The 18654-nt window shown below is 67.1% G+C and carries 18 protein-coding genes; 2 read left to right on the top strand and 16 right to left on the bottom strand.

Annotated features, from left to right (window positions below; translation table 11 throughout):
- The first annotated feature begins 90 nt into the window (after nucleotides 1-90).
- Nucleotides 91-1617, top strand: coding sequence for an argininosuccinate lyase (locus tag IB259_RS15150; RefSeq protein WP_054452100.1), 1527 nt, complete (start codon nucleotides 91-93; stop codon nucleotides 1615-1617).
- A 45-nt stretch (nucleotides 1618-1662) separates the two neighbouring features.
- Here IB259_RS15150 and IB259_RS15145 read toward each other — a convergent pair whose 3' ends face one another.
- The 16 genes from IB259_RS15145 to IB259_RS15070 all read right to left on the bottom strand — a co-directional run bounded on the left by IB259_RS15145 (nucleotide 1663) and on the right by IB259_RS15070 (nucleotide 17212).
- On the bottom strand, nucleotides 1663-4143 hold the full coding sequence (locus IB259_RS15145; protein WP_192329427.1) for a heavy metal translocating P-type ATPase: 2481 nt from the start codon (nucleotides 4141-4143) through the stop codon (nucleotides 1663-1665).
- 102 nt (nucleotides 4144-4245) lie between these two features.
- Nucleotides 4246-4980 carry a cytochrome c biogenesis CcdA family protein gene (locus IB259_RS15140; RefSeq protein WP_192329425.1) on the bottom strand — a complete coding sequence of 245 codons (735 nt, stop codon included), beginning with the start codon at nucleotides 4978-4980 and terminating at the stop codon, nucleotides 4246-4248.
- Nucleotides 4981-4995: 15 nt separating this feature from the next.
- On the bottom strand, nucleotides 4996-5850 hold the full coding sequence (gene ccmI / locus IB259_RS15135) for a c-type cytochrome biogenesis protein CcmI (protein WP_119450387.1): 855 nt from the start codon (nucleotides 5848-5850) through the stop codon (nucleotides 4996-4998).
- Nucleotides 5847-6305, bottom strand: coding sequence for a cytochrome c-type biogenesis protein (locus IB259_RS15130; RefSeq protein WP_082400815.1), 459 nt, complete (start codon nucleotides 6303-6305; stop codon nucleotides 5847-5849). Before IB259_RS15130 ends, ccmI begins: the two co-directional genes overlap by 4 nt.
- Nucleotides 6302-6823 carry a DsbE family thiol:disulfide interchange protein gene (locus IB259_RS15125; protein ID WP_054452096.1) on the bottom strand — a complete coding sequence of 174 codons (522 nt, stop codon included), beginning with the start codon at nucleotides 6821-6823 and terminating at the stop codon, nucleotides 6302-6304. The genes IB259_RS15130 and IB259_RS15125 overlap by 4 nt, the downstream gene beginning before the upstream one ends.
- Nucleotides 6820-8796, bottom strand: coding sequence for a heme lyase CcmF/NrfE family subunit (locus IB259_RS15120; protein ID WP_192329423.1), 1977 nt, complete (start codon nucleotides 8794-8796; stop codon nucleotides 6820-6822). The genes IB259_RS15125 and IB259_RS15120 overlap by 4 nt, the downstream gene beginning before the upstream one ends.
- Nucleotides 8793-9260, bottom strand: coding sequence for a cytochrome c maturation protein CcmE (gene ccmE, locus IB259_RS15115; RefSeq protein ID WP_175212657.1), 468 nt, complete (start codon nucleotides 9258-9260; stop codon nucleotides 8793-8795). Before ccmE ends, IB259_RS15120 begins: the two co-directional genes overlap by 4 nt.
- A complete protein-coding gene (gene ccmD / locus IB259_RS15110) occupies nucleotides 9253-9435 on the bottom strand; it encodes a heme exporter protein CcmD (RefSeq protein ID WP_370126740.1) in 183 nt (60 codons plus the stop codon). Before ccmD ends, ccmE begins: the two co-directional genes overlap by 8 nt.
- On the bottom strand, nucleotides 9432-10166 hold the full coding sequence (gene ccmC, locus IB259_RS15105; protein WP_042795263.1) for a heme ABC transporter permease CcmC: 735 nt from the start codon (nucleotides 10164-10166) through the stop codon (nucleotides 9432-9434). Before ccmC ends, ccmD begins: the two co-directional genes overlap by 4 nt.
- A 7-nt stretch (nucleotides 10167-10173) precedes the next feature.
- Nucleotides 10174-10842: a heme exporter protein CcmB gene (gene ccmB / locus IB259_RS15100; protein WP_054452339.1), complete on the bottom strand. Its 669-nt coding sequence runs from the start codon at nucleotides 10840-10842 to the stop codon at nucleotides 10174-10176.
- Nucleotides 10843-10854: 12 nt separating this feature from the next.
- The gene (gene ccmA / locus IB259_RS15095) at nucleotides 10855-11469 is read right to left on the bottom strand and encodes a cytochrome c biogenesis heme-transporting ATPase CcmA (RefSeq protein WP_125472239.1); all 615 of its coding nucleotides are present in this window, start codon (nucleotides 11467-11469) and stop codon (nucleotides 10855-10857) included.
- 189 nt (nucleotides 11470-11658) lie between these two features.
- Complete coding sequence (locus tag IB259_RS15090) at nucleotides 11659-12492, bottom strand: copper resistance protein B (protein ID WP_225591326.1); 834 nt, start codon at nucleotides 12490-12492, stop codon at nucleotides 11659-11661.
- A gap of 218 nt (nucleotides 12493-12710) precedes the next feature.
- Nucleotides 12711-14546 carry a copper resistance system multicopper oxidase gene (locus IB259_RS15085; protein WP_192329421.1) on the bottom strand — a complete coding sequence of 612 codons (1836 nt, stop codon included), beginning with the start codon at nucleotides 14544-14546 and terminating at the stop codon, nucleotides 12711-12713.
- 42 nt (nucleotides 14547-14588) lie between these two features.
- Nucleotides 14589-15080, bottom strand: coding sequence for a plastocyanin/azurin family copper-binding protein (locus IB259_RS15080; RefSeq protein WP_042795260.1), 492 nt, complete (start codon nucleotides 15078-15080; stop codon nucleotides 14589-14591).
- A 78-nt stretch (nucleotides 15081-15158) separates the two neighbouring features.
- Entirely contained in the window at nucleotides 15159-16541 is a 1383-nt protein-coding gene (locus IB259_RS15075) for a heavy metal sensor histidine kinase (RefSeq protein ID WP_192329419.1), read from the bottom strand.
- Complete coding sequence (locus tag IB259_RS15070; protein WP_119450383.1) at nucleotides 16538-17212, bottom strand: heavy metal response regulator transcription factor; 675 nt, start codon at nucleotides 17210-17212, stop codon at nucleotides 16538-16540. Before IB259_RS15070 ends, IB259_RS15075 begins: the two co-directional genes overlap by 4 nt.
- Nucleotides 17213-17498: 286 nt before the next feature.
- Between IB259_RS15070 and IB259_RS15065 the strand changes: the two genes are divergently transcribed.
- Nucleotides 17499-18641 carry a glycosyltransferase gene (locus IB259_RS15065; RefSeq protein WP_054452088.1) on the top strand — a complete coding sequence of 381 codons (1143 nt, stop codon included), beginning with the start codon at nucleotides 17499-17501 and terminating at the stop codon, nucleotides 18639-18641.
- The last annotated feature ends 13 nt before the right edge of the window (nucleotides 18642-18654 follow it).

Here is an 18654-nt window from a genome sequence, read left to right as displayed (position 1 = left end):
AGGAAATCCCGCCTGGCTCGGTGAAATCCGCCATTTCCCCCCGTCAGGCCCGTCGATACACTGGCCGCTCGCCATCCTAACGAGACAGCCATGAGACATCTACTTCCCGCCCTGAGCGCCGCGCTTGCCTTGACGCTCGGCGCGCAGGCATCGGCCCAGCAAGCCCAGCCCGCGGCCTCCGTGCCGCGCGATCCGTTCTTCTGGCTGGGCGAGATCAACAAGGCCACTGCCGTCATCAACACGGACGAGGGGCTGCTGGACAAGTCCATGGCGCCGCGACTGGCGGCCGGCGTGGCCAAGGTGATCAACGACGGCAACCAGCCGGGCGCCAAGCGCCCGGCCAGCGTCATCACCTTCGAGCCGCTGCTGATCAAGGCGGCGGGCGAGGATGTGACGCTGCTGCACGCGGGGCGCTCCAGCCAGGACATGCACGCGACCTACCGCAGCGCCATCCTGCGCGACAAGCTGCTGGACCTGGCGGCCCAGCTGAACGCCACCTCCACCACGCTGGTGGAACTGGCGGGCAAGCATGCAGCTACCATCGTGCCGAACTACACCAATGGCGTGGCGGCGCAGCCTAACAGCTATGGGCACTATCTGCTGGGGCAGGCCGCCGGCCTGGCCCGCGACGCCCAGCGCATCCGTGAGGCCTACGTGCGCATCGACCGTTCGCCGATGGGCACGACGGTGCTCAACGGCACCAGCTGGCCGCTGGACCGCAAGCGCATGGCGCAGTACCTGGGCTTCGCCGCACTGGTGGACAACGCCTATGACGCCTCGCAGATCTCGTCCATGGATCAGCCGGTGGAAGTCGCCTCCATCGTCACCAGCATTGCGCTGCGCACGGGCAATTTCGTCGAGGACGTAATGACCCAGTACGCCCAGCCGCGTCCCTGGATCCTGCTGGAAGAGGGGGGCGGCAACACCTACGTGTCCAGCGCCATGCCGCAGAAGCGCAATCCCGGCCTGCTCAACGATACCCGCAGCGATGCCTCCACGGCCGTGACGCTGGCCATGGGGCCGGTGGTGCAGACGCACAACATCACGCCAGGCATGAGCGATCCGAAGGACGTGAAGCAGAATTCCGCCATGGTGGATGCCGGGATTTCGGCGCTCAAGCGCTGGGACCGGGTGTTGAAGGCCATGGTCCTCAGCCCCGACCGCGCGCTGGAAGAACTGAACAGCGACTGGACGGCCTCGCAGGAACTGGCCGACGTGCTGATGCGCAAGTACAAGCTGCCGTTCCGCGACGGCCACCACTTTGCGTCCGAGGTCGTCAGCTACGCCAAGGCCAACAACATCAAGCCGCTGGACTTCCCGTATGAGCAGGCGCGCCGTATCTATGCGGACGCCATGAAGGACTCGAAGTACGGCAACGAACTGCCGATGAGCGAGGCGGAGTTCCGCTCCACGCTGGATCCCGTGGCCATCGTCAAGAACCGCGCCACTTCGGGCGGTCCGCAGCCGGCGGAAATGGAGCGCATGCTGAAGGAAGCGCGCGCGCAGCTGGCTGAGCAGGACGCCTGGATCAAGGCGCGCCGCGCCCACATCAACGATGCGCTGGCGGAGCTGGACAAGAAATTCGGCGCGCTGGTGGCCAGCGCGCCGAAGCAGTAGAACCTGCGGGAAGAGCGCTTCCCGGCGGCTGCCGGGAAGCCCCGCTCAGCCGCGGGCCGGGAAGGGCGCGGCGAAGCGGCGCAGCCGCAACGCGTTGCTCAGCACGAACACGCTGGACAAGGCCATCGCGCCCGCCGCGAACACCGGAGACAGCAGGCTGCCGTTGACCGGATACAGCAAGCCAGCCGCTACCGGGATCAGCGCCACGTTGTAGGCAAACGCCCAGAACAGGTTCTGCTTGATGTTGCGGATGGTGGCCTTGGACAGCGCGATGGCGTTGGGCACGCCGCCCAGGTCTCCCGACATCAGCACCACGTCGGCGGCTTCGATGGCGATGTCCGTGCCGGTGCCGATGGCCAGGCCCACGTCCGCTTCGGCCAGGGCCGGCGCATCGTTGATGCCGTCGCCCACGTAGGCGATGGGACCGTACTGCTGCTTCAGGCGCTGCACCGCCGCGACCTTGCCGTCGGGCAGCACTTCGGCGACGACTTCGTCGATGCCGAGCTGGCGGGCGATGGCCTCGCCGGTGCGGCGGTTGTCGCCGGTGATCATCGCGACCTTCAGACCCAGGTCATGCAGGGCGCGGATCGCGGCGGCCGTGGTTTCCTTGATGGGGTCAGCCACGGCGATCATGGCGGCCAGCTGGCCGTTGATGGCGGCGTACAGCGGCGTCTTGCCTTCGTCGCCCAGGCGCGCGGCGTCCGAACCGAAGGACTCGACGCTCAGGCCCAGTTCGCGCATGAAGCGGTCAGCGCCGATCTCGACCAGGTCGCCGTCGACCCGGGCGCTGACGCCAAAGCCGGTGATCGATTCGAATTGCGAAATCGTGCCCAGCGCAATGTTCTCGGCGCGCGCCGCATCCACGATGGCTTGGGCGATCGGGTGTTCCGACTTGGCCTCGACGGTGGCAACCTTGCCCAGCACCGCAGCGCGTTCGAAGCCCTGTGCAACGATCAGGTCGGTCAGCTCGGGACGGCCCTTGGTCAGCGTGCCGGTCTTGTCCACGGCCACGACCTGCGCGTCCTTCAGCGATTGCAGCGCTTCACCCTTGCGGAACAGCACGCCCATCTGCGCGGCGCGGCCCGTGCCCACCATGATGGAGGTCGGCGTGGCCAGGCCCATGGCGCAGGGGCAGGCGATGATCAGCACGGCCACGGCATTGACCAGCGCGAAGGTCAGGGCGGGTTCGGGGCCGAACGTCAGCCAGATGATGAAGGTCACGACGGCCGCCGCCATGACGGCAGGCACGAACCACATGGTGATGCGGTCCACCAGGGCCTGGATCGGCAGCTTGGAGCCTTGCGCCTGTTCGACCATGCGGATGATCTGCGCCAGCAGCGTGTCGCCGCCGACCTTGGTGGCGCGGAACGTCAGCGCGCCGTTCTGGTTGACGGTGCCGCCGACCACTTCGGAGCCGGGCTGCTTTTCGACGGGCACGGGTTCGCCGCTGATCATGGACTCGTCGATGAAGCTGTTGCCTTCCACCACCTCGCCATCCACCGGGATGCGTTCGCCGGGGCGGACTTCGATCAGGTCGCCCGCCACCACTTCCTCGATGGCGAGTTCCAGCGTCGCGCCGTTGCGCACGACGCGCGCGGTCTTGGCCTGCAGGCCGAGCAGGCGCTTGATGGCCTCGGACGTATTGCCCTTGGCGCGTGCCTCCATGTAACGGCCCAGCAGGATCAGCGCCACGATGACCGCGGCGGCCTCGTAATAGACGTTGACGGTGCCGGCGGGCAGTAGTCCGGCCGCGAAGGTGGCGACCACCGAATAGGCATAGGCGGCGGACGTGCCCACCGCCACCAGCGAGTTCATGTCGGGCGCGCCGCGCAGCAGCGCGGGGATACCTTTCTTGAAGAAGCGCAGGCCGGGGCCGAACAGCACGATGCTGGCCAGCACGAATTGCAGGTACCAGCTGTTCTGCGTGCCGATGGTTTCGGCGATGACGTGGTGGAACGCCGGCACGATGTGCGCGCCCATTTCCAGGATGAACACCGGCAGCGCGAAGATCGTGGCGACGGTCAGCGCGCGCTTCAGTGACTTCAGCTCGGCGGCCTGGCGTTCGGCCACGGCGTCGGTGTCGCTGGCTTCGGCGGCCAGGGGCTTGGCTTCGTAGCCGGCCTTGGCCACCGCCTGGATCAGGGCGCTGGCGGGCACGCCGCCGGCCGCGGTGATGCTGGCGCGCTCGGTGGCGAGGTTGACGCTGGCGCTGCTGACGCCGGGCACCGCCTTCAGGGCTTTTTCGACGCGGCCCACGCAGGAGGCGCAGGTCATGCCGGTGACCGACAGTTCGATCGTGGTTTCGGCGACGGCGTAACCCGCCTTCTGCACCGCCTGCACGGCGGCGGCGACGTCCGGCGCCCCTGCAAACGTGATGTCGGCGCGTTCGGTCGCCAGGTTGACGCTGGCCTGGTTGACGCCCGGCACGGCCTTCAAGGCCTTTTCGACCCGGCCCACGCACGAGGCGCAGGTCATGCCTTCGATAGGCAGGCTGACCGCGACGCTGTCTGCTGGGATGGCACTCATATCCGCTCCTTGAAAACTTGGAATTTCCTGCTGATGGGTGTCACTATAAAGATTCCAATGATGTCAAGGTCAAGCGTTTGATCGGACGAGTTTTGACCTGGCTCAGCCCAGTCTGCCCAAGGCGGGGAAGGTCAGCAGCATCCAGATGGCGAAACGGGCCAATTGGCCGGTGGCGATGGCCCAGCCCATCACGATCAGGATCAGCCCGGTCAGGATCCGCAGGATCCGGCCGGCGCGTTGCAGGCCCTGCATGCGGCGCAGGAAGGGGCTCATGAACCAGGCTGCCGCTAAAAAGGGGACGCCCAGTCCCAGTGCGTAGACGCCCAGCAGGGCCATGCCCTGGCCCACACTGGCCGAGGCCGCGCCCAGCGCCAGGATGCCGGCCAGGATCGGGCCGATGCAAGGCGTCCAGCCGAATCCGAACGCGGCGCCCAGGATCGCGGCGCTGCCGGGGCTGCCCTGGCCCGCCGGATCGAACCGGTAGTAGCGCTGCGCCCAGGCGGGCAGGCGCAGGACGCCCAGCAACATCAAGCCCGCCAGCGCGATGATGGCGCCTGCGGCCAGGTTCAGTTCGTAGCGGTAGGACAGCAGCAGGCGGCTCAGCGCCGTGACGCTGGCCCCGAAGATGACAAAGACAGTAGAGAAGCCGGCGACGAAGCAGGCCGCCAGCCCCAGCATGCGCCAGCGCAGCGCACGGCCATCATCCGCGGACGCGCCGGATCCGCCCGCGATGTAAGACAGATAGCCTGGCACCAGCGGCAGCACGCAAGGCGACAGAAACGATGCGGTCCCCGCGATGAAAGCGGTGGCCAAGCCGATGAGGGACAGGTCAAGCATGACGGGCCGCCGCGATCATGGCGCAGCGCCTTCGCGCTGGCGCTGGCGGGCCAGCGTGATGCCCTCATTGACGGTGCGCGCCATGTCGCTGCCGGCAGGCAGCCTGGCCAGCAGGCGTTGCCAGAAATCGATGGCCGCCGGGAAATCGCGCTGGTCAAAGCGGCTTGCGCCCGCCAGCATCAGGGCCAGCGGCTCCTCGGGGTTGAGGTCCAACGCGCGCCGCAACAGCTGGTCAGGCTGTCCGCCGAAACCCCGGTTGGCGCTGAGCACCAGCGATTCGGCGTACTCGGCCAGGGCTGCCGGGTTGCTGTCCACCACCGGCGCGGCCCGGGCAAAGGACTGGACCGCGTCGGCGTGCCGGCCGAAGTAGCGGTGGGAACGGGCCAGCATCAGCCACCCCTGATAGTCGTCGGGATTGCTCGCCAGGCGGGTCTCAAGTTTGGCCACCATGGCCCGGATGTCGGCGGCGGTGACCTCGGGTTGTGCGACAGGCGCCTGAGGCGGGGCGATGGCGGCGGGGTTGCCCAGCGCCACATAGGCAATTATGGCGGCCAGAGGCAGCGCGAGGGCCAGGCTCGCAGGCAGCAGCCGGCCGGGGTTCGTCGCCGTGGCACGGTCTTGCGTTTCGCCGGCTTCTTCCAGCGCCAGCCGCTGTAGCTCGGTGCGCGCTTCGGCGAAGGCGTCTTGCGAGAGGATGCCGTTGGCGCGGTCCCGCTCCAGCTCGCGCAGCTGGTCGCGCAGCACCGCCACGTTCGCCGCCCGGCGCTTGTTGGCGGCGCTGGCGGCGGGCGCACGCCGCAGGGCGGCGATCAGCCATAGGGTGACGACGGCGGCCATCAACGCGGCCGACAGATAGAAGAGCTGAGTCATGTTCCAGATCCTTTTTCAGCGTCGACGCCCAGCAGGGCGTCGGCAGTCCGGCGCTCGGCAGGCGTCAGCGCGGGGCGGCGCTGGCGCAGCCTGCGACGGCGCAAGGTCAGGGCCAGCGCGGCCAGCCCGGCGGCCAGCAGCGCAGCCGGGCCGAACCAGAGCAGCAGCGTGGAGGCTTTCAGGCGCGGCCGGTAGAGAATGAAGTCGCCGTACCTGGCCTCCATATAGGCCAGGATGTCGGCCTCGGATTTGCCGGCGTCCAGCTGCTGACGGATCTCGCGGCGCAGATCGACGGCGAGGTCGGCGCGCGAGGCGGCAATGGATTCGTTCTGGCAGACCAGGCAGCGCAGTTCCGAGGCGATCTCGGTGACGCGGCGGTCGTCAGTCGAGCCTTGGGCGCCCGCGCCGTAGCCCAACGCCAGCGATAGCGCGAATACGCGCAGGAGTATCTTCATTGCAGCCCCCGGATCAGCGGAAGCAGGGTGTCGCGCAGCGATTCGCGCGTCACCGGGCCGATGTGCTTGTAGCGGATGGTCCCGGCCTGGTCGATGACGAAGGTCTCCGGCACGCCGTAGACGCCGTAGTCGATGCCGACCTTGCCGTCGGTGTCGGACACGGACGCCTCGTAGGAATCGCCGTTGCGCGCCAGCCAGGCGATGGCTTCGTCCCGTATGTCCTTGTAGTTCAAGCCTATGACAGGCACGCCGTGCTGCGACGACAACTCCTGGATATAGGGGTGTTCCGTCAGGCAGGCATAGCACCAGGACGCCCAGACGTTCAGCACCCATACCCGGCCTTTCATGCTCTCAGGCGTGAAGGTCTTCTGGGGCTCATGCAGTTCGGGCAGGGCAAACGCGGGCGCGGGCTTGTCGATCAGCGGCGACGGCACTTCGGACGGGTTTAGGGTCAGGCCTATTCCTAGAAAGAACACCAGCACCACGAAGCCCGCCAGGGGCCAGATGTAGCGGCTCATGGCCGGGCCTCCGCCGGCGCCTGCGGTACTGCGCGTTGCGGCTGTTTTTTCTCGCGGCGCTTCAGGCGGTAGCGCGGATCGCTGATCGCCAGCAGCCCGCCCAGGGCCATGAGGATGCAGCCGCCCCAGATCCAGTCGACGAACGGCTTGTAGTACAGGCGCACGCTCCAGGCGCCTTGCTCCATGGGTTCGCCCAGGGCGACGTAGACATGGCGCAGGCCGTTGGCGGCGATGGCCGCCTCCGTCATCGGCAGCGCCGAGGACGCATAAGTGCGCTTTTCTGGATGCAGGTCGCGCAGGCGCTTTTCGCCGCGGTAGAGCGCGAAGGTTCCCATATCGGATTCGTAGTTCGGGCCGCGCACGCGCGCCACGCCCTTGAATTCGACGCGATACGAAGCCACTGGCGCGCTTTGCCCGGGCTGCATCAGCAGATCCTGTTCGGTCTCGTAGCTGCCCACCAGCGTAACCCCCGTGACGAACACCGCCACGCCCAGGTGAGCCAGATGCATGCCCAGCCAGCTGCGTGGCTGGCGCCACCAGCGGTCGCGGGTCGCGCGGATGCGCTTGACGACGTCCACGGCGATGGCGGTCGCCAACCACGCGGCCAGTCCCAGCCCCAGCGCCGTGCCCCCGGACCAACGCTCGAAGAGCAGGGGAACGCCCACGCCCGCCAGCACGGCCAGCGCCGCGGGAATCGACAGGCGTTTGAGCAGGCTGCCAGCATCGGCCGATTTCCAGTTGGCCATGGGCCCCACCGCCATGAGCAGCAGCGCGGGCGCCATCAGCGGCACGAAGACCGCGTTGAAGTAGGGTGGTCCGACCGACAGCTTGCCCAGGCCCAGCGCGTCGATGAGCAGCGGATATAGCGTGCCCAGCAACACGCTCGCGGCGGCAACCGCCAGCAGCACGTTGTTGACCAGCAATAGCGATTCGCGCGATACGAACGCGAACTGGCCGCCGTGGCCGATCCGGGGCGCGCGCAGGGCATACAGGAACAGGGAGCTGCCGACCGTGGCGGTGAACAGCGCCAGGATGAATACGCCGCGCGCCGGGTCCGTCGCGAACGCATGCACCGAGGTCAGCACGCCCGAACGCACCAGGAACGCGCCCAGCAAGGCCAGCGCAAACGTGCCGATCGCCAGCAGCACGGTCCAGCTCTTGAAGCTGCCGCGCTTTTCGGTCACGGCCAGCGAGTGGATCAGCGCCGTGCCGGCCAGCCAGGGGATGAAGGAGGCGTTTTCCACCGGGTCCCAGAACCACCAGCCGCCCCAACCCAGCTCGTAGTAGGCCCACCAGCTGCCGACCGCGATGCCCAGCGTCAGGAACAGCCACGCCGCAGTGGTCCATGGGCGCGACCAGCGGGCCCAGACCGCGTCCAGATTGCCCGACAGCAGCGCGGCGATGGCGAACGCAAACGCCACCGAGAACCCGACATAGCCCATGTACAGCAGCGGCGGGTGGAAGATCAGGCCGATGTCCTGCAGCAGCGTGTTCAGGTCCAATCCGTCAGCCGGGGCCGGGACCAGGCGTTCGAACGGATTCGACGTCAGCAGCACGAACAGCAGGAAGCCCGCGCTGATCAGGCCCAGCACGCCGAGCACGCGCGCGACCATGGCGTCGGGCAACTGCCGCGAAAACAGGCTGACCGCGCCGGCCCAGCCCGTCTGCATGAACATCCATAGCAGCAGCGAGCCTTCATGCCCGCCCCAGGTCGCCGCGATGCGGTAGAACAAGGGCAATTGGGAGTTCGAGTTGTAGGCCACATAGGCCACCGAATAGTCCTTGGCCGCGAAAGACCAGATCAGCGCCCCAAGGCTGAACGAAACCAGCAGGAACTGGATCTGCGCGGCGGGCCGCGCAATGGCGATCCAGTCCGCGCGGTCCAGGGCCGCGCCGCGCAGCGCGAGCGCACCTTGCACCAGCGCCACGAACAGCGTCAGGATCAGGGCGAAATGAGCGAGTTCCGGAATCATCGGGAGCGGGCCTCCTGGGGGGCGGTCTTCGGTGCGGCCTGCGATACGGCCTGATCGATCGCGTGCTGTGCCTCGGGCGGCATGTAGTTCTCGTCATGCTTGGCCAGCACCTCGTCGGCGCGGAACAGGCCATCGCCGTCCAGCCGGCCCTGCGCCACGACGCCCTTTCCTTCGCTGAACAGGTCCGGCAGGATGCCTTCATAGGCCACGCGGACGGTGTGGGCCGTATCGGTCACGACGAAACGGACGGTGAGCGAGCCCGGCGTGCGCTGCACGCTGCCGCCTTCGACCATGCCGCCCACGCGGAAGGCGCGTCCAGCCGGCGCTTCGTTATTGCTGACCTGGGTGGGCGTGTAGAAGAACACCAGATTGCTCTGGAAGGCGTTGAGCACCAGCGCGCTGGCCACGCCCACCGAGGCCAGCCCGCCCAGGACGAGCCACAAGCGACGTGTCCGCTTACTCATCGCCGCCCTCCCGCCATTGAACGGGGGGCGGCCCCGCCAGGATTGCGCGGCGGCGGCGCGCCAGCAGCAGCTGTTCGCTGCCCAGCAGGAACGCCGTCATCAGCAGCGATCCCCACACGTAAAGCGCATAACCGCCCATGGCGAGGAACTCGCCCAGACTGGACCAGTGCATCATTCGCTACTCCATTGTTCGCGGATCCAGGCCGCGTGCCGCTCGCGCTCGAGCACGATGCAGCGCAGGCGCGCCAGCGCCGTTGCGATGCTGTACATCCACGCGGCCAGGGACATCAGCAGCATGCCGGCGAGCATGATGCCGGCCATGCTTGGTGCGGCGGTCAGCGAGACCGAAGCGCCCTGGTGCAAGGTGCTCCACCATTGCACCGAGAAATAGATGATGGGAATGTTGACCACGCCGGCCAGCACCAGCACCGATCCGGCGCGGTCGGCACGCTGCGGATCGTCGATGGCGGCCCTCAACGCGATATAGCCCGCGTACAGGAACAGCAGGATCAATTCCGAGGTCAGCCGCGCATCCCAGACCCACCAGGCGCCCCACATGGGCTTGCCCCATAGCGCGCCGGTCCACAGCGAAAGAAACGTGAACAACGCGCCGGTAGGCGCCAGCGCGGCGATCATCATGGCTGACAGCCTGCTGTTGAAAACCAGGTGGACCAGCGCCCAGAACGCCATCACCAGATAAACGAACATCGACATCCAGGAGACCGGGACATGGACGAAGATGATGCGGTAGCCCTGGCCCTGCTGAAAATCGGCGGGCGCGGCGATAAAGCCGATATAGAGGCCGGCCGCGGCCAGCAGGACCGCGGCCGTGGCGAACCAGGGGATTGCTTTTCCGGCCAGGGGATAGAAGGCCTTGGGCGAGGCATAGTGAAACCAGCGGATCATGGGTTCCTCATTCAAGCGAGATGCGTAGGGCGGCGGCCGCGCCCAGCGGCGCGAGGAACAGGGACAAGGCCAGCACGGCGCCCAACAGCGACAGGTGCGCATTCGCGCCCAGGCCGCTTTGCGCTGCCTGCACAGCGCCCGCGCCGAATACCAGAATGGGAATGAAGAGGGGCAGCACCAGCAGGGCCAGCAGCGCGCCGCCGCCGCGCGCGGTCAAGGTGAGCGCCGCGCCTATGGCGCCGATCAGGCCAAGCGCGGGCGTGCCGATGGCCAGGCCCAGCGTCAGGATCAGAAGGGCGGCGGCATCCAGGCCGAATTGCAGGCCCAGCACGGGCGCAAGCAAGGTCAGCGGCAAACCGGACAGCAGCCAGTGGGCAGCTACCTTGCCCAGCACGATCACCGGCAAGGGCGCGGCGGACAGTATCAACTGCTCCAGTGAACCGTCGCGATGGTCTGCCTCGAACAGGCGGCCCAGCGACATCAGGCAGGACAGCAAGGCCGTCACCCAGAGCACGCCTGGCGCAATGACGCGCAGCGTTTCCCGTTCGGGGCCGACCGCCAGGGGAAACAGGCTGGCAGCCACCAGGAAGAAGGCCAGCGGCGTCAGCGTGTCGCTGGCGCGCCGTTGGGCGATGCGCAGGTCGCGCAGCGCAATGGCTGCGAGCAATTTCGGCATGGAACTCATGCGCTAGGAGCCAAGCCGGATCTGCTTGTGCGCATGGTCCAGCGCGATCGCCTGATGGCTCGTCGCCACGATCGCGCCGCCATCGCGCAGATGGCGATCCATGGCGCGCGCCAGCCACGCGTGAGCGGTGGCGTCCAGGGCGGTCACGGGTTCGTCGAGAATCCAGAGGGGGCGGAATTCGGCAAGCAGGCGGGCGAGGGCCGCCCGCCGCCTCTGGCCAGCCGACAGGGCGCGGATAGGAAGATGCTGCTTGTCGTCGAGTCCTGCCTCGTGCAGCGCGGAGGCAATCGCCGCGGGACGCTCCGCGTGTCCGCTTGCGGCCTGTAGCGCCCGCAGATTCTGGATAGCGCTGAGTTCACCATTGAGGCCGTCGGCATGCCCCAAATAGAAGAACTGGCTGCGATAGTTGCTGCCAAGTTGCGAAATGCCGAGTCCCTGCCACAGCACCTTGCCGCGAGCGGGCTGCGCCAAGCCCGCCAGAATGCGCAGCAGGCTGGTCTTGCCGCTGCCGTTGCGTCCGTGGACGAAGAGGCATTCGCCGGGCGCCACCTGCAAGGCCAGTTGCTTGAACAGCGGGCGCTCCGCGCGCATGCAACCAAGATCCATCGCTTCAAGCATTGCCGCTCCGCCGCTGTGTGGACAAAGGGGCCACTATAGGGAGGCGCGTCTGACCGTCACATTGCTGGCGGTTTACATTCCTGTAATGTTCGGACGGAAACGGCCGTGTTTCAGCACAGATCGCGCGGATGCGGCCGTAGCAGTTGAAAAAGTTCTGGCCGACGCCGCGAGTTGCGGCGCCGGCGATACTTAGAACCAGATGCGCACGCCGGCCAGGATCGCGCGTTCGGAACGGCTTTCTCCGGCTTCGCTGGCGTAGCTGGCGGTCTTGCCGAACTTGCGTCCGAACGACACCCCGACATACGGGGCGAATTCGCGCGTGACCTCGTAGCGCAGCCGCAAGGAGAACGATGCGTCCGACAGCCCGGAACCCACGCCGCGCGCCTCGTCATTCTTGCCGTTCAGGCTGGCTTCGATTTCAGGCGTCAGGATCAGGCGCTGCGTGAGCAGCAGGTCGTATTCCGCCTTCAACGCCAGCGCGGTTCTGCCGGATCCGCCGACGTAGCCGGTGATTTCGGTTTCGATGCCGTAGGGCGCCACGCCTTGCACGCCGAACGCCGCCCAGTTGCGCTTCGGTCCCGTGCCGAAATCGCGCCGCGCACCGAGTTGCAGGTCCCAGAACGGCGAGATCGTGTGGCTCCAGAAGGCCTCGATCTTGGCGTCCGTGCTGCCGTTCAGGCGATCGCCTTCGCTTTTGATCCACAGCTTGTTCAGATCGCGGCCGATCCAGAACTGGCCGTCCCATTGCAGGCTGGTCTGTTCGTTGCGGTCGTAGGCGACGCCAAGCTTGTCGAACAGCAGGTGGCTGGTGACGACGTTGTCCATCATGTGCGGATGGATGCGGTAGGCGGCGTAGCGCTGCTCCGTGCTGCCGTCGCTGGAGGGCAGGGATCCCACCGGCGGGCCTTTGGGCGGGGATTCGTCCATGCCGGGCATGGCGCCGTGATCCATGCCCGGCATCGAACTGTGATCCATGCCCGGCATTGAGCCGTGGTCCATGCCTTTCATTGAACCGGGGGCCATGCTCTTCGTCGAGGTCGGATTCTGACCCTGCGTCGATCCATGGTTCATGCCAGGCATCGAGCTGTGGTCCATGCCTTGCATCGAGCCATGGTCCATGCCGTCCATCGTTCCGGCCGGCGCCTGCGCCTGGGCCAGTCCGGATGCGGCCGCAAGAAGGGCGGCGCCCGCGACGAGCCCGGACCAGTGCATTCTGGATGTCGTTGTTCTCATTATTCCCCCTATTCCACGACGACCGCGCGGAACATGCCGGCCTCCATGTGGAACAGCAAGTGGCAGTGATAGGCCCAGTTGCCGCGCGCGTCCGCGCTGACGCGGTAAGTGAGGCGCTGCGCCGGGTTCAGGCTGATCGTGTGCTTGCGCACCTGGAAATTGCCGTCGGCGGATTCGAGGTCGCTCCACAAGCCATGCAGGTGGATGGGGTGCGTCATCATGGTGTCGTTGACCAGCACGAAGCGCACGCGCTCGCCATACTTGAGCACGATGGGCTTGGCCTCGGTGAACTTCAGCCCGTTGAACGACCACATGTAGCGGTCCATGTTGCCGGTCAGGTGCAGTTCGATCTCGCGAGTCGGCGGGCGGTTGTCCGCGGGTTCGACCATGGAGTGCAGGTCCGCATAGGTCAGCACGCGGCGGCCGTTGTTGCGCAGGCCCACGCCTGGATCGTCCAGCCGGGTCGAAACGATGTCAGGCACCATGGAGTTGGCGGGACTGTACTCGGCGGGGTAGGGATGCTTGACCTCGACCATGCCGCCTTCGTTGCCGCCCGCGCCATGGTTCATGCCTGCCATTCCTGCCATGCCGGCGTGGTCCATGCCGGCCATGGAGCCGTGATTCATGCCGCCCTGAGCTCCATGGTTCATCGCACCCTGAGCGCCGTGGTCCATTCCCCCCGCTTGCGAGCCGCCCATGTCCATACCGGGCATGTCGTGCGCCATGCCCATGTCCATCATGGTCAGCACCTGCACCGGGTCCAGCGCCGGGATCTCGGCCTGCATGCCCTCGCGCGGGGCCAGCGTGCCGCGCGCATAGCCGGAGCGGTCCATGGCCTGCGAAAAGATCGTGTAGGCGCGCTCGTCCTGCGGTTCGACGATGACGTCATAGGTCTCGGCCACGGCGATGCGGAACTCTTCCACCTCCACGGGCCGCACGGCGAGGCCGTCGGCGGCCACCACCGTCATCTTCAGGCCGGGGATGCGCACGTCGAAGTAGGTCATGGCCGACCCGTTGATGAAGCGCAGGCGGATCCGTTCGCCCGGACGGAACAGACCGGTCCAGTTGCCGGCCGGCGATTTGCCGTTGGTAAGGAAGGTATAGGTTGCGCCCGAGACGTCGGCCAGGTCGGTCTGGTTCATGCGCATCTTCTGCCACATGAGCCGCTCGTTCAGCGCATTCTTCCAGCCGGATTTTTCGGCGTCGTCGATCAGGCTGCCGACGGTGGGCTGGATGTAGTTGTAGTAGTCGGGCATCACCTTGAGCTTGCGGAACACGCTCATGGGATCCTCGTCGGTCCAGTCGGACAACAGCACCACATAGTCGCGGTCCGCGCGCACCGGGTCCGGGCGCTTGGGGTCGATGACGATGGCGCCGTACAGTCCCGTTTGTTCCTGGAAGCCGGAATGGCTGTGATACCAGTACGTGCCGCTTTGCCCCACGTCGAACTGGTACGTGAAGGTTTCGCCGGGCGCGATGCCGGGAAAGCTCAGGCCGGGAACGCCGTCCATGCCGGTGGGCAGGATGATGCCGTGCCAGTGGATCGAGGTGTCTTCGCGCAGGCGGTTGGTGACGCGCAGCGTGACGCGGTCGCCTTCGCGCCAACGCAGCGTGGGCGCGGGCAGCATGCCGTTGACCGTGGTTGCGATGCGGGGAGCGCCAGTGAAATTGGCGGGGCTCTCGCCGATCTCCAGGTTGAACTCGGTGCCCGACAGCACGCTCTGCCGGGCGGCGCCGGCCTGCGCCCAAGAAGACGGGCTCCACAGACCCATGCCGGCCAGCGCGCCGCCCGTGGCCAGGCCCTGCACAAACCGGCGGCGCGGATTCGAAACTGCTCTACTCATGCTCTATCTCCCCGGTAGCCGGACCGGCATCCCGGCAGTGGATTACTTGACGGAAACCGCGCCCTTCATGCCGGCGGGATAGTGTCCGGGCTCCAGGCAGGCGAAGGCGACGGTTCCCGCCTTGTCGAAGGTCCAGACGATGTCGCCGGCCTTGCCCGCTTCCAGGGACACGGAGTTCGGCTCCTCGTGGCGCATGCCCGGGTCCTTGAGCATCATCTGGTAGTGGCTGTTCAGGTCTGCCGTGGTGCCCAGCACCATTTCGTGGCGGATCTTGCCGGAGTTGGTGACCTTGAAACGGATGGTCTCGCCCGCCTTGACGTCGATCTTGTCCGGCGTGAAGCGCATTGCATCCGTCATGTCGACCACGATCGTGCGCGAGACCTTGGCGGGGTTGCCGGGCTTGCCGATGGGGGCGGCGGCGTCATGGCCGCCGCCGTGGCCCGCGCCGTGGCCGGGGGCAGCCATGGCGCCGAAGGAAAGCAAAAAGACGCCCGCGGCCACGGCGCCTTGTGCGAGTTTCACCAGTTTCTTCATGCGTATCCTCTAGACTCGAATTGGGGGTAGGAGGCGCCACTTTAGTGACGCGCTCCACACCGCAACCTGTCGGGAGGATTACTTTCCTGTAATGTTCGGCGTCCGGGACAGCGTGAAGCCGACCTCGGTGCCCTGACCGCCGCAGCGCGCGAACGCGTTGCCGCCGTGCATGCGGGCAATGGCGCGGACGATGGCCAGGCCCAGGCCGTGCCCGTCGGCGCGCCGGCTGCGGGCATCGTCGCCGCGATAGAAGCGGTCGAAGATGCGCGGCAGCGCCTCGGCTGCGATCGGCGCGCCGGGGTTCCTGACCCTGATCTCGATCTCCTCTTGCCGGGTGATGCAATAGAGGTCGATGCCGCGTCCCCGTGGCGTGGCCCGGATGGCGTTGCTGAGCAGGTTGGCGATGGCGCGCCGCAACAGCCGCGGGTTGGCCATCAGGATGGCGGCGCCGTGCGCGGTCATGGACACGCCGGCTTCGTCCAGCGCGGCTTCGTAGTACTCGGCCACGCGGGCGACCTCGCGGCGCACGTCCACTTCCTGCAGGTCCCCCGCTGGTTCGCCGCCGTCGGCGCGGGCCAGGAACAGCATGTCGTTGACCAGCGCCTTCAGCCCTTCCAGCTCCTCCAGGTTGGATTCCAGCACCTCTCGCAGCTCCTGCTCGGAACGGGGGGACGACAGGATGACCTCGGCGCCACTGATCAGCGTGGCCAGGGGCGTGCGCAGTTCGTGCGCCACGTCGGCGTTGAAGCCTTCCATCTGCTGGTAGGCCGTTTGCACCCGGCCCAGCATGCCGTTGAAGGTATGAGTGAATTCGCGCAGCTCGCGGTCTATGCCCTGTTCCGGCAGGCGCACGGCAAGATTGTCCGGCTGGATCCGGGCGGCCTGCTGGGACAGGCGGCGGATGGGCGACAGTGAGCGCCGCACCGCCCATGCCGACAGCACCAGCGTGGCGCCGACCCAGGTGGCGCAGATCAGGACCAGCGCGGTGGCGAAGGCATACAGGAACTGCGTTCCAGGGCGCAGGTTAACGGCCACGGTGAGCTCGGCCCCCGGCAGCAGCGTGCCTTCCAGCGGCTCGCGCAGCCCGCGCATGTTCCAGCCGTCCTGCGAGTGCAGCCTGATCTCGCGCCCGGACAGCGGCCGCACGTCCACGGGCGGCGCCTCGCCGTAGAACACGCTGCCGTCGGCGAGCGTGATCCAGGTCTTGAGATTGCCGTGACCGACCATGATGTTGTCCAGGGCGCTACGCAGATCCTGCATCTGCGCCAGCGTGGTCTGCATGCCGATAAGGTGGTTGATGAGTTCCAGCTTGCCGGCCACCTCGGTGATCTCCTGGCGCTGCACCTCGCGCTTCAAGGCCCAGAACAAGGTGTAGCCGGCGATGCTGGACACCACCAGCGCAATGATGCCGAGCAGCAGCGTGAGGCGGATTTCCATCGAAGCGATGCGCGGCAGCTTCATTTTTCGCGCAGCTCCAGCACGTAGCCCATGCCGCGCACGGTATGCAGCAGCTTGGTTTCGAACGGGTCGTCTATTTTGGCCCGCAGGCGCCGCACGGCGACTTCGATGACGTTGGTGTCGCTGTCGAAGTTCATGTCCCAGACTTGCTCGGCCAGCACCGTCCGGGACAGCACCTGGCCGTGGCGGCGCAGCATCAGCGTCAGCAGCGTGAATTCCTTGGCGGTCAGGTCCAGGCGCATGCCGCCGCGTTGCGCCTTGCGCCGCGCCAGGTCCATCTCCAGGTCGGCAAGCTTGAGCAGCGTCGACTCCTGCCCGCGGCCGCGGCGCAGCAGGGCCTGGATCCGCGCCAGCAGCTCGGAAAAGGCGAAAGGCTTGACGAGGTAATCGTCCGCGCCGCCTTCCAGGCCGCGCACGCGGTCTTCCACCTTGTCGCGGGCGGTCAGCATCAGGACCGGCGTTTCCTTGTGCTTGCGCAGGTCCGCCAGCACGCCGAAACCGTCGACGCCGGGCAGCATCACGTCCAGCACCACCACGTCGTAATCGCCCTCGATGGCGGCGTGCCGTCCGTCGATACCGTCGCGGGCGATGTCGACCACGTAGTTGTGCTCGGTCAATCCTTTGCGGACGTAGTCCGCGAGCTTTCTTTCATCTTCGATCAAGAGGATACGCATGGGGCGCCTCGCATTCCTTGCACAAATGTAATGAGTCGGTCCGGCTTCTGTAATTGCCGACTGCGTAGAGTTCAGCGTGTCTGCCAAGTTCCCGCTTGGCGGCGCTGAAACACAAGGAGCGATCCGTGAGTGCTCGAAAATCTGTCTCGAAGAGCTTTGAAACGGCCAACGATGAAATTGCCGTTGCGGCGCATTATGCACCTTGCGCGCCGAAACGTGCACGGGGATATGCGCGGATGGCGGCCGCGGGGACCGGTCCGTCCAGGGCCTGAACCGGCGTTGCTCGATGAAGATCCTGTACACCAATTTCCATCGCGGCGATGGCGGCGGGCATACCACGTATGTGCTGTCGCTGGCCGGCGCGCTGCGCGGCGCGCACGATATCGTCGTGGCGGCGCCGCCAGACAGCCGGCTGTTCAAGACGGCCCTGGCGATGCCGGGCGTGCGGGTCGAAGCGCTGGATTTCCGCGGCGGCCTGCTGGCCGCGCTGCCCAATGCACGGCGCCTGCGGCGACTGCTGGTGCAGGAACGCTTCGACATCGCGCACGTCAACGGTTCTGCCGACCATCGTGTGTGCATGCTGGCAGGCTTGGGGCTGGGGGCGGACAGCCCTGCGGTGGTGTATACGCAGCACAACGACCGGATCGCCAGCAGCCTGGGCGCGACGCTGCGCGCCCGGCTGGCGACGGACCGCGTCATCTGTGTGTGCGAGCACACGCGCCGCAAGCTGGCGGGCAGCGCATTCGGGCGCTGCGGCCTGCGCACCGTGCGCAATGGCGTGGACGTGGAGCGGTTCATGCCCCCCGCGCCGCAGGCGAGGGCTGAAGCCCGCCGCCGTTGGCTGCCGGCTGCGCACGCGGGCCGGCTGGTGGTCGGCAGCAATGCGGGCACCGCGGACTACAAGCGCTGGCCGGACATGGTCGAGGCCCTGTCCTTGCTGCCTGTCGAGCTGCGGGCGCGTATCGTCATCATGATCGCTGGCGAGCCTCCCGGCGAACCTCAGCGCCGGCGGGTGCGTGAACTGGGCATGGAAGATCAGGTGATCTTCTCGGGCCTGCTGGACGACGTGCGGTCCTTCGTGGCCGCGCTGGACGTGGGCTTTGTGCTGTCCTCGGAGATGGAGACCATCTCGTTCGCGTGCCGCGAGATGATGGCCATGGGTGTGCCGGTCATCGTCAGCAATGCCGGCGGGCTGGCCGAGAATGTGTATCCCGGGCTGGACGGCTGGGTGGTCCCGGCGCGCACGCCCGAGGCCGTGGCAGGCGTGCTGCGCGAGATCCTGGCGCAACCGCAGCTACTGGGTCCCATGGGGCGCGCGGCGCGGGAAAAGGCAGTGCGGGACTTCGCCCTGTCCCGCTTCGTGGCGGACACGCACGCGGTCTACCTTGAAGCGCAGTCGCAGGCCCAGCGTCCGTTGCGGCTGGCGTGAATGCAACGGCCCC

The organism is Achromobacter sp. ACM04 (genome assembly GCF_014851465.1).
In the GTDB taxonomy this organism is placed as follows: domain Bacteria; phylum Pseudomonadota; class Gammaproteobacteria; order Burkholderiales; family Burkholderiaceae_B; genus Achromobacter; species Achromobacter aegrifaciens.
The sequence above is the reverse complement of the archived record's forward strand: the minus strand, read 5'-3'. Positions and strand labels throughout refer to the sequence as shown.